This is a genomic window from Dickeya dadantii NCPPB 898 (genome assembly GCF_000406145.1).
Classification (GTDB): Bacteria; Pseudomonadota; Gammaproteobacteria; order Enterobacterales; family Enterobacteriaceae; genus Dickeya; species Dickeya dadantii.
Genome location: NZ_CM001976.1, coordinates 3,099,159 through 3,117,245 on the forward strand (window position 1 = coordinate 3,099,159; position 18,087 = coordinate 3,117,245).

General features: G+C 56.7%; 2 protein-coding genes. Both read right to left on the reverse strand.

The genetic code is table 11. The features are described from left to right. Nucleotides 1-40: 40 nt before the first annotated feature. Nucleotides 41-1,030: an NAD-dependent epimerase/dehydratase family protein gene (locus tag DDA898_RS14035; RefSeq protein WP_038911495.1), complete on the reverse strand. Its 990-nt coding sequence runs from the start codon at nucleotides 1,028-1,030 to the stop codon at nucleotides 41-43. Further along, entirely contained in the window at nucleotides 1,027-17,106 is a 16,080-nt protein-coding gene (locus DDA898_RS14040) for an SDR family NAD(P)-dependent oxidoreductase (RefSeq protein ID WP_038911496.1), read from the reverse strand. The genes DDA898_RS14035 and DDA898_RS14040 overlap by 4 nt, the downstream gene beginning before the upstream one ends. Between the last annotated feature and the right edge of the window lie 981 nt (nucleotides 17,107-18,087).

Genomic DNA, 18,087 nt, shown 5'->3' on the forward strand with positions numbered 1-18,087 from the left:
CCTTGATTATTGATTCTCTCTCAGAGAGAGATTCCGATTGCTAAGGCGCAATAAAACCGTTGGCCCGATACCAGGAAACGCACTCCTCCACCATCTGGCTTAAAGAGGAAGGCTTATAGCCCAGCTCACGCTCTGCCTTGGCGCTGCTAAAGTAATAAACCCCTCCGAAGACACGCAGACGATAGGCATCCAGCACCGGTTCGCCGCGCACCAACCAGGGCAACTTTTCCTGAAGCAGGGTTTTCAGATAGAAAGACGGATAATGGGTCTTGGGCCGTTCCGCCTTGCACGGCACGATTGATTCAATGGTGTTGATAAGCTCGCGATAGCGGACATTGGCGCCCGCAATCAGGTAGCGCTCGCCTGAGTGTCCTTTGGTTAAGGCGCTGACGTGCGCGTCACCGACATCGCCCGCGCCGCAAAAACTGGCGCCGCCCGGCGGCAGGAACGGCAGCTGGTTATAGTTCACCGCCAACACCATGCGCCCCCACTGCATCGAATAGTCGTAGGCACCCAGCACTTCCGTCGGGTTCAGAATGACGGCGGACAAGCCGCGATCGCAGGCGCGGTACACCAGTTCCTCAGCGAGCAATTTGCTTTTGGCATAGGGGTTTTTCGCACGAAACCCCGCCAGCACGGTCTTTTCGGTCGCCTCGGCGGCGGGGTCGTTATGCGCCCCTATCGTCGAGCTGGTGCTGGTATACACCAGACGCGACACCCCGCACGCCAGCGCCGCCTCAATCACCGAGCGCGTCCCCTCAACATTGACCGCTTCCAGCAGCGGCCAGTCACGGGCGTTGCTGCTGGTATTGCCCGCGGTATGAATCACCCCGTCGTGCCCGGCCATCGCCGCTTGCAGGCGCTGGCTATCATGCAATTCGCCGCGCACCAGGGTGACGTCGAACGATTCCAGAAAGCTCACGTTGGATGACGCTCGCACATACGCCGTAACCTGATGTCTGGCGGCGACCAAGGCTTTTATAACGTTAAGCCCAACAAATCCGTTTGCTCCGGTGATCAGTATTTTCATGGTGTTTGATCTTGCTGATTAAGTTTTTCAAGCGTTTTCAGGAAGGCCTTGCGCCCTTCCCCTTTGCTGCGCATAGGCAGCGCCGCCGGATTTTTATCCGGATGGTTGGCGACCCCTTCAAGCAGAATCACGAACTGCTCAAGCAGTTGATCCAGCTGCGCTATCTGGGTATCCATCCCCCGGCAGTCAAGGCGTAAAAGCACACTGTGCGCCTCAACGCTGACCACCAGCGCCACGTGCAGCCCAGGCTGAACTGCAAAGAGAGCAGAAACGGCCTGGTTCAAACCGGCCTCGTCGCCGTCAGTCAGCAAAGCAACCGCGCTATCAAACAGCGGCGCATCGCCAACCCAGCGCTCAATCCGCTCAAGCGTGGCCCCGGTATGGTCGAAACATTTTTCAAGCTGTGTTTCAACGTCTTTGAGCCAAAGCGCGGTCTTGTGACGCCCAACCACCTGAACGCGCACGGGTATCATCTGAGGATGTTCATCATTAACCTGCCGAACCAGACCGAACTGGGAATGCCTGGCCCGCGCATGGCGATTGGTGAGAAGCGCCCAGCCAGCGGCCATCAGCGTCTCAACGGAGATCGCCTGACGCTGGGTACAGATTTGCAGGGCCGCCACCGTGTCCCGATCGATTCGCCGCTCCACGGACAGCGTTTGCGGCGCAGACGCTTCGGCATCCTGAACCTCTGCGCCGCCAAGCAGCGCCGAAGCCATCAACGCGCCGGCCTCGTCTTGGGCGTGCGGTTCTTGGGCATGCAGTTGCTCAACCCAGAACGCCTGCAATTGCTCATCGTCTAGCGCTTCCACGTTGCGTTCATTCTGCAGGCCGGCAAACCATGCCTGCGGTACGGTAGGGGCTCCATCAGGAACCGGCAGCGCGGCGACTTCGTTGTGGCGCGTGTGCGGCGGCGGCGCGTCAAGGCGCAGCGCGGCGTAAAGATCGCAAGGTTCTTTCGCAAAGGGGTAGCCGGGGAAAGCCACGCGACGACGTAATGCCTCGTGGTGTAACAGGCCCCAGTCAATGTCGCAGCCATGCGTCCACAGTGTGGCGACTTTGGCGAGCTGCTGCGTTTGCACCAATACATGAATAAAGTGCTTACCCGCCTCGCCGGCGATCAACTGCGGGACATCTTTGGTTTCACGCACGTTGCCGTTATAAATATCCAGCTTGCTATGCTCAGAGGCCGGGCGAGCAATAAAGCATTCCAGTTTCGTCAGCAGATCATCCATGCTCGTCGCCACGATGGCCAACCGATGATCAAGCGTGACACGCCCAATCTGGCTGGTGTAGGCCAGATCAGCGAGATGAAGCGCGCTTCCCTGCTGCGTAACAAAGTCACGCATCTCGACGGCGTAAGCCGCCAGACGCTCCGCCCGGTGTGCCGACAGCACCACTATTTGCGGCCGGTTCTCGGCGTTATCCCTGACGACAGGTGTGTGATCACGACTGCGCATGAGCGCCTCTTCAGGGGACTCAACCACCACAAATGCGGTAGAACCGCCCATGCCATAGGCGTTAATCCCCGCCAAACGCGTGCCTCTGGCATTGGTGCGCCATTCCTGCGCCTCGCGCGGGAACAGGAACACAGACGTCTCGTGTTCGAACGACGTATTGACGCGATCAAGGTTGACACAGGGCGACAGACGACCGTGCTGCATGCTCAACAGCACCTTAATCAATGAACAAACGCCCGATGCCGCTTCCATATGCCCAAGGTTGGCCTTGGTTCCCAACGCGCAAAAATGTTGCGCGTGAGTGTGGCGACGCAGCGCGTTGGACAGCGCCTTCAGTTCAATCGGATCGCCCAACTCGGTCGCCGCACCGTGGCTTTCGATATAAGTCAGCTCGTTAACGTCGATACGCGCCTCGTCCAGCGCCCGAACGGCGGTTTCCTCCATCACGGCCAGATTCGGCAAATATTGCCCTGCCCCCGTGCCCGCATGGCCGATGCTTGAACCGCGCAGCACGCCATAAATATGGTCGCCATCCGCCAGTGCGGCGCTCAGGCGCTTCAGTACCACCATGCCGCTGCCTTCGCTTGGAATCAGGCCATTGGCGCGCTCATCGAAGGTATGTTCCTTGCCGTCCGAAGAGAGCACGTTCATCTCCTGGAGCAGCATATATTTACTGGGGTGGAGGCTAAGGTTTATGCCGCCGGCGAGCGCCATATCACACTCACCACCGAGAATGGCCTTACGTGCGATGTGCACGCTCGTCAGCGATGAGGCACAGGTGGTGGCAACGCTGAAACTCGGGCCGCGCAGATTCATCAGGAACGAAATGCGATTCGCCAGCTCACTGACGACAGAACCGGCCCCCGGATATCGACCCGTGCGGGCATAAAGTTCGGCCATGACCCAGGTGAAATCTTCATTCATCGCGCCGACATACACGCCCACTTGCTGAGACGTGAGCGCTGACGGGGTGTAACCGGCGTTCTCCAGGGCATGCCAGGCGGAACGCAGCAAAACACGCACCTGAGGATCGAGACGACTGGCTTCATCACTGCTCATGCGGAACATCTCAGGATCAAAGACATTCACGTTGCTGAGGAAACCGCCGCGATTCACGTAACGCGGATTGCCGTTATCGTCCGGCGTGATAGCCCAACGCGCATTCGGGATGGTGGTCAGGTTCTCTTTGCCCGCCTGAATATCCGCCCAGAAATCCGCCAGATTCTCGGCGCCGGGGAACTCGCCCGCCACACCGATAATCGCCACGGCATCACTGGCGGCATTCACACTGGCTGATAACGATGAGCGGGCAGCATGCAACCCCAAGGTATTCGTGGGCGCGTTAGGCATAGCCCGTTTGGCATAAGGCACGGCAGGCGCGTCGGCGTGATGGCTGTTCACCGTCTCTGCGGTAAGATGCGGCGGCGTCTCTGCCGGCACCTGCCGGCTCTCCTGCGTTGCGCCATAACGTTCGCACAGATACCCGGCCAGTTTGGCCGTGGTATTAAACTCAAACGGCGCCGTTTTCGGCAGCCCGTCATACTCTTTCTCAAGCACGGCGCGCAATTCCATCAGCATGATGGAATCCATACCTAACTGCTCAAAGGTGGCATCCACGGCGATATCGCCGGCGGGAAGCTTGATGATGGCCGAAATACGCTCCCTCAGCGCGTTCTCGCTCTGCATATAGGCGCTGCTGCCGGGCGGCGTCGGCTCAACGGCATGTTGCTTGCTGGCCGCGACATTCACGTGCGCCGGCGGTGCAGAGCGCGCCACCTCATCGGCCTGAATGCGCAGGGCACGGGCAACCTTGTTACGGTCCCCAACCACAACCAGCAATGCAGGGCGTTGTTCGAGCAGCGCGCGTTCGAGGGCGATAATGCCTGCCTCCTGGTCCAATGCCGCCATGCCGGAGAACGCAAACAGGGTGGCATCCTGTTGTTCGATGTTCATCTGACCGCTGGCCCACAGCGGCCAGTTGATAGAGACAGTCTGACCGGCGCGCAGTCCTTTTTTGACCAGGTTGTTGCGCCATACCGCATGGCTATCCATAAAGCGATTACCTGCGGCGTAAGCCCCTGAACCCAAGTCGCCGAGCACGGCAGAAACGGAAGAGAAGTTGACGAAGACGGAGAGCGGCTCCTGCGCCGTTGCACGGTCGAGGGCCACCAGACCGTCTACCTTCGGCCCAATCAGCGCGTAAAATTCAGCATCTTGCAGCGCGGTCATCGGTGTTGCGCTGGCGACGCCCGCGCAGTGCAGCACGCCGTCTACTGCGCCGAATGCGGCTTTGGCTTGTGCAATCAACGCGTCAGCCTGCCCTTCCTGCGCCACATCCGCCGCGATATAGCGCACCTCGGCCCCCAGTTCACGCATCCTAACCAGTTGCTGCTGGACGGCATCACCTGGCTGGGCCGAGCGGCCGCTCAACACGATACGGGCCTGATAACGGGATGCCAGATAGTGCGCTATCAGCAGCCCCAGCTTGCCGGCACCGCCGGTGATCACATAGTGACCGCGATGGACGAAGCTCAGGTGCGGTTCGTTGCCGTTTCCGTTGCCATCGGCCTGAGGCGGGGTGATTTCGCTCAACGTGCGCTGGTAGCGAGCGCCATGTCGATAGGCCAGCTCGACGCCGGCGAGCGGGGTCGGGCGCGGTACCCATTCCTGATAAATCGCACTCGCCAGCGCCGCTACGTCATCCGCATCGCTACGCAAGGTGAACAGCTCAAAGCGGTGGTTAATCGTCAGCAACGAGCGGGCATAACCGCTGGCTGCATCGTGCTGTGGCTCAACCTGATCAGTCTGTGCGGTATAGACGTTAGCGCAGCGCAGCGCCTGCCCCGGCGTTACCGTTTCCAGCGCCACAAACAGGTGCCGTAACGACTGCAGTCCGGCGTGTAATAGCGGCGCGGCCCCAACGGCCGGGAAGTCATCAAAGTGCTTATCCGCGCCGATTGCATGCACGATGTGGGTAGGCCACATCTGCTGTGCGGCCAACTGCTCACACAATGTCTGTACGCTGGTTTGAGATTGTGTATCGACGCTGAATCGATGGCTATCGTGCTGGGTAAACGCACTGGCTGGCGTCACCGCTATCACGCTGGCGTCGTCGCCGTAACGCGCGCGCAGCGCCTCGGCCAGCGTCTCGTCATCGCTGAGCACCAACACCCGTACCGCCGCAGCACTCACCGCGGCACCCGATGTCGTCTCCGGCAGTGGCGATGCCTGCCACTCATAGGCATAGTACTGCACGTCTTGCGCGGTCACAGACTGCGCCGTACTGGCATCACTCTCCAGTCTACGAGCGGCGAAGTCTTTCAGGCGCGCCAGCACCCGGCCGGTGGTATCCACCAGCGTAATATCGTGCTTTTGAATATTGCCGCCCACACTCTGGCCCGACACACTCGACTGCGCTGGCGTCACATAGGCATAACACTCTGTGCCAAGCGGATGGCGCAACTCCAGCTCGCCGAGGAAGAACGGCACGATCGGCGTTGAATACGCAGAGGGCTCCAGCCCGACCGCCAGACAGGTACGCAGCGCGCCGTCCAACAGCGACGGATGCAGATAAAACGCATCCGCGGAATGTACCCCATCAGGCAGGCGCAAATGACTCAGCGCAGAATCAGCGAAGCGGTAACGTTCACGCGTCACCTGATAGCTGGGGCCATAGGCAAAACCCATTTTGGCAAAATCAGCATAGATGGCCGCCTGATCGCTTTCGTGTTGGCCGCGGTTACGCAGCGCGTCAAGGTCGATCCATTCATCGGCAATCTCGGTCGTTGTCGGGCGATAAACCAATTCCGCCTCTACCGAGAGCACATCGGTGTGACGGTTATGGATCGCCACCTGCACGCTTTCGCCATCCGAGTGCGCCAGGTCGATTTCCACCTCCACCGGCTCGTCGTCCACCTCGATAGCGTTCATCCACATCAGGTTGCGCATCGTCCCGACGGCCCAATCGTTTCCGATCGCCAGCTGGCCCGCGGCATGTATCATCTCGATATAGGCCGAGCCGGGTAAGATCACCCGTGCCTCGGCGCTACCAATCACATGGTCACGCAGATAGGGCTCCTGCCCGGTCAGCTGTTTGATAAATCTCTGCTGCGACAGCGTGGAGGTATTTTCATCTATCAACGGGTGCAGCGATTTAGCGCGGCGTGACTCGCCTGGTTCCGAAGGCAGCGCCAGCCAATGGCTGCGCGTCATCAACGGCAACGCGGGGAATGAAACCCGACGCACCGCGCCAGATGCCCCACTATCGGCAAAGAGTAACGGCGCGAACTGTTGCCAGTTCACATCCAGCATCGCGGTCCACAAGCGGCCCAAACGCAGGAGCTGGCGTTCTTGTACCAACCCGGCCACCAGCTCATCAAGCTGCTTGCCCTCAAGGATGGTATCCAGACGTTCGCCGCCGCCGGCAACGCGCCCACGAAACAGCTGTTTCGCCGCGCCGTCCTGCCGGTATTGCTCCAACTGACTCAGTAAATCGCCCAGGCTGCTCGCCACCACCGCGAGACGTTCCGTCATGGCGTCGCGCCCGACCAGCGAAGAAAATGCCAGAGAGTCAAAACCGGGCGCCGTCTGCGGTTCATATAACGCCTGACGGAGGAAGCTCACCATCCGCGCTACATACAGCGATAAACGTTCTTCGCTATCCGCCGAGAGCACGAACAAGCGCGGTTCACCACGATGGGCGGCGGTCGATGCAAGTTTTGACGCGTCTTCTTGTGGCGCTTCTTCTATCAGCACATGGGCGTTTGAACCACCCGCACCGAAGGCGCTCAGGCCGGCACGACGGGGATGATCGGCGGCCGACTCCCACGCCTCAAGCGCCTGCACCACGCGGAACGGCGAGGCAGCGAAGTTAATTTTCCCGTTCAGCGTCTGTGAGTGCAGCGACGGCACCAGCTTACGATGACGCATCTGTAGCAGGATTTTGGTCAACCCGGCGATGCCGGCGGCGGACTCAAGATGCCCGATATTGCTTTTCACCGAACCGATACGGCAGTGACCAGACTGCAGCTCGTTGTTGATCCCCCGCTGTGTATTGATGCGCGAAAAGGCGTTGGCAAGTCCGGAGATTTCGATCGGATCCCCCAGCATCGTGCCGGTGCCATGCGCTTCAATGTAGTCCACCGACGCGGGGCGCCAGCCGGCACGCTCGAATGCCGTGCTGATAACGTTGCTTTGCGCCGCCTGATTCGGCACCGTAAAGCCGCTGGTTTTGCCGCCGTGGTTAATGGCGGTGGCTTTGATCACGCCATAAATTTGGTCGCCATCCGCTATCGCCTGTTGCAACGGCTTAAGCAACACCGCGCCCACGCCTTCCCCTGGGACATAACCATCGCCGCCTTCGCCGAAGGCCCGGCAACGCCCGTCGCTGGAAAGGAATTGGTTTTGCCCCAGTTGGTAGTACTTCATCGGGTGCACAATCAAATTGACGCCACCGGCTATCGCCATTTTACAGTCGCCGCTTTGGAGCGCCTGACACGCGATATGTAGCGCGGTGAGCGACGACGAGCACATGGTGTCCAGCGCCACGCTGGGGCCATTCAGATTGAAGTAGAACGACACCCGGTTGGCTACCGATGAGTGCAACGACATGGCCCAGCCGGATTCGTGCTGTTTCTCCGTCGTTTCGATGCATTGATACTGCCCCCACATCACCCCGACATACACGCCGACCTGCGATTTGCTCAGTGCGTGACGCGAATAGCTGGCATCCGAAACACACTCCCAGGCGGTTTGCAGGAACAAGCGCTCCTGCGGATCCAACAGCTCCGCTTCGCGGGGCGATATGTTGAAATATTGGCTATCGAACTGATCAATATCATCGATAAACCCGCCCCATTTGCTGTAGACCTTGTTCTTGGGCCCCCGCACTGGCGAATAATGTTGGTGATAGTCCCAGCGCGACAGAGGAATGTCGGTAATGCTGTCTACGCCGCCGGTGAGGTTGGCCCAGAATTCATCCACATTTTTGGCGCCCGGATAGCGGCCGCTCAGCCCGATAACCGCAATGTCATCTTTTACGCCAACCACGCCAACCGGTTCAGTGTCGCCCGACGCATTACGTCTCAGGGCATCAATACGCGGCGTGTTCAGCAGACTAGCCAGCGTCGGGCGCGCAGCCGGCACCGGCGACGCGGCGTTGTGTTGAAGCGCAGGCTGCTGCGCGGCCTGTATCGCCTCGGCCCATTCGGCCAGCATCTGATAACGGTAGACGGCGGTGGCACTAACGCCGGTAAAACGCGCATCCAACTCATGCTGTAAGCGAATAAGAGTGATGGTATCCAGCGGCCACTGCCAGAGCGGCGTCAGTGCAGAGTGGGTTGTCGCTGCCGAACCGACCGCCGCCGTCAAACTGTCAAACACCCCATCGCCTGTCGCCGATACCGGGTTTGCCGATCGGTCCGGTTCAGCAGCAGGCTCCGCAGCATGAGTGGCGTTTTGCTGCGACAACGCTACCGGCGCCGGCGTGACGCTCGCCGTCGCGGGCTGCAAGGCGGCGACCTGCTCGGGATAGCTCTCGCAGAGAAAATCCGCCAGGGAGTCGAGGTCCTGATATTCGTAGAACAGCGTTTGCGACACCTCGCCGACGCTGGCCGCAAGCTTGCCGTTCAAGGCCAAAATCATCATCGAATCAAGGCCGTAATCCGACAACTGTGTTGCAGGCCGCACCTCGCCGGCATCTAACCTGGTGACCTCAACTACGCTGGCTATCAGATAATCCAGCACCCCGTCACGTACCGAACGGGCGTTCACAGGCTGCGCTTCACTCGGTTGCGCCACATTCGGTTGCACCCCACCCGCCGCAGACTCCGCGGGCGTTACGTCAGCAGGCGCCGCCACCTGTTCGGGATAGTTTTCAATCAGGTAATTAGCCAGTGAAGCGAGGTCTTCGTATTCATAGAAGAGTGTCTGAGGAAGGCCGTCAAAGGTTGCCGAAAGCTTCTCGTTCAAGGCCAGAATCATCATCGAATCAAGACCGTAATTCGATAACAGCTCCGTGGCGGTCACGTCGCCGGCATCCAGTTTGGTCACGCTAATGACATGAGCAATCAGCGTATTAACGATAGCCTCGCGCGAAGGGACCGCGCCAGGCTGCTGACGCGGCGTGGCGGCAATAACCGATGCCGCCGCAACTGGCTGAAGCGTATTGGCGCCGCCTGCGCTCATTTGCGCGGCGGGCTTCGCGCTCTGCGCCGCACGTAAGGTTCTCATGCCCAAATGCGGCACCGCTTGCGTTTGCAACCGGGTGAGCCTTATCACCACATTGCCGATGCTATCGAGCAAGTCGATATGGTAGCTGGCCGTCGCCGCCGAACCGTGGGCGTTATCCCGGCGGGCGTAGGCATAGCAAATCCCGTCAATCGGCCTGAATATCTGCAACCGTGCCAGAGCGACCGGAACGTCAAGCGTATTGGTCGTCGCGCTAAAGCCGCCGATGCCCAGCGCGGTGCGTAATGCGCCGTCCAGCAGTGAAGGCGGCAGGATAAATGGCTGTACCACCGGCGCTATCTGCAAGCCGTCAGGAAACTTCAGCTCCGCCAGCGCCTCTTCGGCATTGGCATACAGACACTCCAGCACCTGAAAAGCCGGGCCGAGCGTAAACCCACGCTGCCTGAAAGCCACATCGATATCATTGCGCTGATAAACCTGACCGTTAGTCAGCAGCCTTTGCAGGTTAGCCGGCTCTGGCTGAGGCGATGTCTCCTCGCACAGGCGGCCGCTGCCGTAGACATGACGTTTGTCGCCCTCCGCCCGGTAAATCTCAAAATCGAGCCCGCCCTGCGAGGGCGCCAGCGAGATAGCTATATCTATTGCATCACGCTCTATTGCATCACTGGCGACCATAATGGGCTGGCGCCACTTAATATCCTGCACCTGAGAAAGGACGGGCCTGTCGCCCGAAAGCGGCAGCGCATGACCTTGCAACGCCAGCTCGCTGGCGCTCAATGCCATCTCGATGTAGGCGGCGCCGGGCAGAATACGGTTATCGCCAAGGCGGTGATCGTTCAGTAAAAATTCGTCCGCGCGCAGCCGTTTGCGGAATGCCTGCGAGGCCAGAGTAGAAATATTGGCGTCAATCAGCGGGTGCAGCGCGGCAGCACCCGACACCACCGGCCCCAAAAGCACGGCAGGTGAGGTCGGCGCCCAGCAATCCTGGCGCTGGAACGCATAACCGGGCAGAGAAACACGCCGACGGGAATGCGCCGCATGCAACTGGCTCCATTCAACCACATGGCCGTTGGCCCATGCCTCGCCCAGCGCACCCAGGCGCCCCTGTTTTATCCACTCAGCCAACGGCGGCGTTGAGGTAGCCTGACGCGCATTGTCGCGATGGCCGGTGATCAATCCCGATAATTGCTGTTGGGCATAGGCGCGCAGCATGTTGACCGCATCCGCCGCGACGTCTACGACAAACGCCAGTCGATATTCGTGCGCAACGCGTCCAACTTGCAGTGTATAAGCGACATCCTGTAGCGACAGTTCAGGATGCGGTTCAACGGCAGAATATTGTTCAATAAAGGTCGCAAGCTGCCCGGCCATGGCTCGCAGCGCGGTTTCACGACGAGCAGAAAGCACGATCAACGCCGGCTTACCCTTGTCATCGGTAGCCGGCGGCGGCGCAATATATTCTTCAACGATCAAATGCGCGTTGCTGCCCCCCGCCCCGAACGAGCTAATGCCTGCGATACGCGGAATCTCGCTTGCGACGCGCTGACCATTCTCTTGCGTCACGTCGAGTACAGGACGTTGCCATGGTTCCAGCGACTGCTGAAGACGGAATGGCCCACCCTGAAAGTCGATAAACGGGTTAATCGCTTTTGACTGAATCGACGGCACCAGCGTCCGGTGTTTTATCTGCAGCAGCACTTTGGTCAACGCCGACATGCCGGCGGCGGCTTCCAGGTGACCGATATTGGCCTTGACCGAGCCGATGGCGCAGTATTTGGTATTCTCTCCGGCGATCGAAAACGCCTTATTCAACCCGCTGATTTCAATCGGATCGCCAAGTTTAGTGCCCGTACCATGCGCTTCGACATAGCTGATATGACGCGGATTAACGTTGGCCGCCTCCAGCGCGTCAACGATCAACTCAGCCTGACGTTTCGCGTTAGGAACCGTAAAGCCGGATGTTTTACCGCCGTGGTTCACCGCCGTGCCGCGAATGATGCCATAGATATGGTCACCCTCTTCCCGGGCCTGAGACAGAGGCTTAAGCACCACCGCCCCAACCCCCTCTCCCGGCACATACCCCGTGCCGCCTTCACCAAAACTGCGGCAGCGACCGTCCGAAGAGAGGAAGTGCATATTGGATAGCAGATGATACTTATAAGGGTGCAGCGACAGGTTGACGCCGCCTGCAATCGCAACCGGGACATCGCCGCTGCGAATGGCATGACAGGCAATATGGATAGCCGTCAATGACGATGAACAGGCCGTGTCCAGCGCCATACTGGGGCCGGAGAAGTTAAAGAAGTGCGAAACACGGTTCGCTACCGACCAATAAGATGAATGGGAGGTCGTCCATTCGTCTACGGGGCTGGTGATGGCATGAAGCTGGTAATCCCCCCACATCATGCCGACATAGACGCCGACGCGGTTTTCGCGCCCTACCTGCAAGGGTGCGAGCTTATCTGCCGTATATCCAGAGTCTTCAATGGCATGAGCGACGGTTTCAAGGAACAGCCACTCATTCGGGTCCATGATTTCCGTTTCTTTCGGGGAAATATTGAAATAACGGAGATCGAAGCGTTCAACGTCGGAAAGGAATCCTCCCCACCGGCTGTAACTTTTCCCTGGCGTTGCCGCGCCTTCCTGAAACCAGCGTTCGTCCCAGCGTTCAGACGGGACATCGATAATGCAGTCACGCCCTTGCGTCAGATTGCGCCAGAACTGATCGAGATTGTCCGCCTGGGGGTAACGTCCGGCGATACCGATAATGGCAATATCGTCATCGTTTACGACACGCGGCGATCCCTGCAACCGCTGCACTGGCGCAGCCGCGCGTACGACATCGGCAGCCGGCAAGGCGGCGTTGACGGTCGGTTTTACCACCGCGCTCGCCGACGTCGTGCCCCGCAGGCCATTACAGGCCTCATGACAGTTCTCAAGCAGGAAGCGGCTAAGCTCTTCCATGGTTTGATATTCAAAGAACAGCGTCATCGGCAACCCGCTGCCGAATGTCGTTTTCAACGCATTGACCAGTTCAATAACCACGACCGAATCAAAGCCATAGTCACGAAAGAAGCCATTACGCTCGAAATGCGCCGGGATTTGTAACTTTCTGGCAAACAGGTCGGACAAATACCGAATAACGACATCCTGTAACGAGTGACGGTCGTCGGCATCGGGAGCGCTCAACGCCTCGCGCACCGGCGCCATATCGACAACGCCCAGAACCTCCTCAATGCGCGCATGTTCTCCCGGCATCACCACCATCTGAGCAGCCTGGCTTTGCAGGGCATAATCAAAAATGGCGATACCGTCTTCGGTCAGCAACGGAATAATCCCAAAATGGCTCTTCAGGAAGCCCTCTTCTTTATCAGTAAGACGCATGCCGCCGTCTTTCCAGTAGGGCCAGTTCAGAGACAGCGTTTTACCGCTACGTTCGCCCCGTTGTTGCAGTGCGTTACGCTGATAAGAAAAATAATCTTCGAAGGCATTGCCAAAGGCATAGTCGCATTGACCCATATTGCCTAAGACGCCGGTGACGGAAGAGAAGAGCGCAAAGAAGTCGAGCGGCTGATCGTGTGTGGCGTCATCAAGCAGCCAGGTGCCGATTGCCTTCGGGGTGACGACCCGCTCAAAGGCTTCACTGCTTTTACGCAGAATAAAGTTATCTTCGATGACGCCGGCAGAATGGATGATACCGTTCAGCGAGCGGCCCGATGCGCGGATCGCCTCGATTAAACCCTGAACGCTATCCGGATCGCTGATGTCACACGCCAGATAAATGGCATTGCCGCCGAGTTCATTCAGCTCATCAAGCTGCTGCCGCCGCTTTTCATCCAGCGCGGAGCGTCCGCTCAAATAGACGGTGGCGTCATAGCATGAGCACAGGTAACGAGCGAAAATCAGCCCCAACGCGCCCAACCCGCCGGTAATCAGGTAGGTTCCCTGCCGGCGCAAAGAAGCCGGGGCGGATAACGGCGGGTTAACCGCATCGGCCCCCTTCGCGCGCAACGCGGAGCCGGCATACGTTGATAACGGTGCATCCTTGACAAAGCGACGCACCAGACGAGCCCCCTGCACATAGCGCACGTCGGCATCTTTGGATACGTCGCTGAATTCGCTTTTGATCAACGCCGGGATAGTAACGCCAGCCTGTTTTTCACCATCAATAACCGCGTCGCAATGCACCACATGGCCGATATAGGCTGGTTTTTCGACACGCAAAGTCCGGTAGAAACCACTGATGGCGGAGATATCCGGCACGCTCTCGCCGGCGAGATAGAAATGGACAAACCGAACCTTTTTGACCTTACGCATCAGCGCTTTAGTCAGCGCGAAGAGGCTGTGAGGGCCACGACTCAGGCGAGCGACCCAATCATCGCCGGTCTGTTCCGCATTGACCCAAAGCACCTGCTCAAACGTTGCTCCCCGCGACAACAGCGCATCCACCGCCGCAATGAAGTCGTCTCCATTGCCCGGGCGAACCCACGCGCGATCCGGCTCACGATCCACCTCCGGCGTGGATGCAAACTGGATTCGTTGCACCTGAGGCGGATTTTCCGATTGCGCGATAAGGTCTGCGAACCAGTCGACATCCTGCTCGCTACCCACCAGCACCACCTGCTGCATGGGCACGTCGGCCTCTGACACCGGTTTCTCAATCCAGTATGGCTGATAGAGGTTGACGGTTTCAGGTAGCGTAAGCGGCGGATGTTCGGCTTGCGGCTGATGTTTTACGGCAAGGCTGTCATCGAGAACGCGCAAGCTTAAGCCGCGGAATATCAGCGCGACGCGTTCAGGGTTGTTCGCATCGCTGACATGAATATCCACCTTGAAGACACCATCGTGGATAGGCTTCTCGCCTGACAGGGTGATGGTTGACGTCATGGCTGAACTGCAAGGATGCAGTAACTCCAGTCCCTCCAAAGAGAATGGAATGACCATCGCCCCCGGCTCATTCCCCGGCCGCAATGCGCGCAGCTTCTCGGTCGCCCAGACGACCGCCGCCTGCAAGGCGCCATCCGCCAACGACGGATGAATAACAAAATCCGCGCTCTGCGCATCAGGCAGTATCAGATCGGCGACACAGGCACGCTCATCGAAAGCGATCTGGCTGATGGATCTCAGACCTGCGCCGTAGCACATCTGCAAACTATCGAGCAGTTGGTAGCAGGCGGCCGCATCGCGCGCGTGGGCATCGTCAGCCATCACCGCGGTCGGCAAAGCAGGCAGCGCATCCCCGGAAAACCCTATAGTCCCCCGGCAGTAAAGCGTTTGATCGTTGTCGAGAACCTGGAATAACCACGATGTGCCTGGCTCATGCGGATCAAGCTGAATGTATATATCCGCAGCCGCGTCGTGAAATTCCAGCGGCCTTAACCAGGTCACCTGGGAGAAACGGATTGTGTCGACATTTTCTAAATCAATCGCATCAGTGAAGGCGGCGCGTACCAGTTCCAGATAGGCCACCCCCGGCAGGATCGTCTGGCCGCCGATGCGATGACCGGCAATAAAAAACTCATCGCCCTGAAGCAGCGCTTTATAACGGGAACTCCCAATGTTCACTACACGGTGACGCTGAGCGCGCAAGGCGGCACGCTGCGAACCGGCCTTATCGCTTTTGCTGATCCAAAAATGATTATGGACAAATGGATAACCAGGAAGCGCAATTCGTTGCGGATGCTCCCCCTCAAATAGCCGGGTCCAATCCAATTGCACGCCACGCTCATAATATTCACGCAGTTGTTGCAAAGGCCGTTTCACCGCCGGGGCACCGGCTTGATGAATAGCATCAAGCAGCGCTGCGCCCGCAACACGGGCTTTTTCCACTTCATCCGCGGCATGTTCTTTCAAATCCGGCGGGCCTTGTTCAACCGCCTTTTCTAACGCCTGGATAATCTTCTGAACATCGCGGCCCACACACCCGTAGCGATAAGCAAAGTGGTCCCGGCGAGTCAATAATGTCGCACTCACATCACGCAGTGATGCGTCGGGATGTTCACTCAACCACTGGATCAAATCTTTTTGGCGCTGCCACAGTGCAGCCGGACTTTTTGCAGAAAGCGCTATCAAATACTCATTGCGCTTCGCGGACTTGCCAGACGCGGGCTTACGACCCACAGGCTCAGGGGCTTCTTCCAATACAATATGGGCATTGGTCCCCCCGAACCCGAACGAACTCACCCCCGCGCGGCGCGGCGTATTAGCGTCAATACGTTGCCAGTCAGTGGTTTCATCAACGAAGAAAAAAGGCGTCGAGGTCGTATCAATTTTAGGATTGAGAGCGGAGAAATTGCGTAATGGAGGCAGTTTGCGGTGTTTAAACGCCTGCAGAACTTTGATGACACCCGCCACACCGGCTGCCGCTTCAAGGTGGCCGATATTGCTTTTGATGGACGTCACGCCGCAGAAAGCCTCATCCAGCGCGATTCCCTGCTGTTGAGCGAGCGTACTAAATGCTTTGGTAAGCCCCTCGAATTCAATGGGATCGCCCTTCGGTGTCCCTGTTCCATGAGCCTCGACTAAGCCAATAGAGCGAACAGGCACGCCGGCGTGCCTGTTCGCGGCAATAATCACATCAGCCTGCGCTTCGGCACTGGGGTAGGTGAGCGTGTAGGTGGTGCCACAATGGTTAATGGCACTCCCTTTGATGACCCCGTGAATCACATCACCGTCAGCCAGCGCATTATCTAATGGCTTAAGCAATAAGACGCCCGCCCCTTCTCCACGGACATAACCATCAGCACAGCTATCAAAAGAGTGACACGCACCGGTGGGCGACAGCATTCCCATTTTGGCAAAAGACTGATGCCGGGTAGACGTCAAAATAAGATTAACGCCACCGCTAATAGCAACGTCACAGTCGCCATTAGTGATGGCCTGAATAGCGCTGTGAATAGCGTTTAATGAACCCGAGCAGGCGGTATCAATGGCAACACTCGGACCATGAAAACCAAAGAAATGTGAAATACGGTTAGCAATAATAGAAGTGGCGGTGCCCGTGGAATGATGCGCTTCTATTGGCGCATTGGCATTTTCCTGTAGCTCTTTATAATCGTTATTGAAAACACCAATAATAACGCCAACTTTATTCCCTCGAAGCGTTGATGGAGGGATTCCTGCATCCTCCAAACAGGACCAGGTAAGTTCCAGCATGATCCTCTGTTGAGGATCCATGGTTTCCGCAACCTTAGGAAGAACACCAAAGAACTGGTTATCAAAACAATCAACGTTATTAACAAAGGCAGCCCACCGAGTTTCACTGGCATCAGGCCACTGTAAAGATTTTCGGTTATATGACGCCGCATTTTTTTGAATGTCAGAAATTTTAGAGACTGAATTACGGCGATGAATAATATTATCCCACAAATCATTATAGTTGTTTGCATCAGGAAAACGACAAGAAATGCCTATAATTGCAATATCCATTATTCACATCCGTATGTTTATGTTTATTATTTCTCGAAATAATCAATGCCATTTTCGCAGCCAAATAACTCTCTGGATGCAGAACTCATCAATAGTTAAATAGTTTGGTATTCCATATACCATTACAAACAACTTAGTGGATATTGCATTAAAAACATTCACCCATCTAATGTAATTTAATTCTTTTTATTGTCATAATGTAACCAACAAACAATAAATACAGCAAAAATAAAAAATAATTAATTGTAGTTATTTGATTTTAATGTATTTTTTATTGAAACAAAAAAACACACTTCCAGAGCATTTCAAGATATTCGACACTATTAAAGTTAAAATACCCTAATGAAATCACGTAGTGGAAATGTTATTACAATAATTATCTGTTGATTCTTAATTAAATAACCCCTGCGTTTCCTAAAGCATATTCACGGTGAATAACTTACTCGAAAATGAAATTAAAATGTCATATTACTGTCATTTAAAATCACTTAGCAAACGAAGAGTATACTGCTGCGTGGCTTAATAAATATCGATGCTATGCGTGAAATTAGATGTAATTAGACAGCATCTCTTCTTCGAAAATCTTTCAATGCTTGATAGCATCAACCAGCGGTTGGCAGGGAACCATGCCCGATAGAAGTAGACCACAGTTCCCCACTCACCAAGTGGCAGAAACTGCTATATATCCTGTAAAGCCGTCTTCGGTAAGCACCTGAATTTACGTGGCGATGATGCGATGTGTGGGTAGCAGACGTGATGGTTATCAACCATATATTGAGTAATATAATGCAGACTGGAATAGCGGAAAATGTTAAAGCCGACTGAAAGTGACAATATTATGACAGTAGTGGGCAGGGAATTTATTTATTCAACAAGGCCAGATTGAGGGTGAGATTATTTTATTTGTTCAACATGAAACTGTCAGCTACCATAGCGATTGCTGCATTGTTATTGGATGATAAACGGTATATTTGACACGGA

Bases quoted from the DNA above. Each gene is read 5' to 3' on its own strand.
- DDA898_RS14035 (WP_038911495.1), bottom strand. From the start codon at position 1,030: ATGAAAATACTGATCACCGGAGCAAACGGATTTGTTGGGCTTAACGTT.
- DDA898_RS14040 (WP_038911496.1), bottom strand. From the start codon at position 17,106: ATGGATATTGCAATTATAGGCATTTCTTGTCGTTTTCCTGATGCAAAC.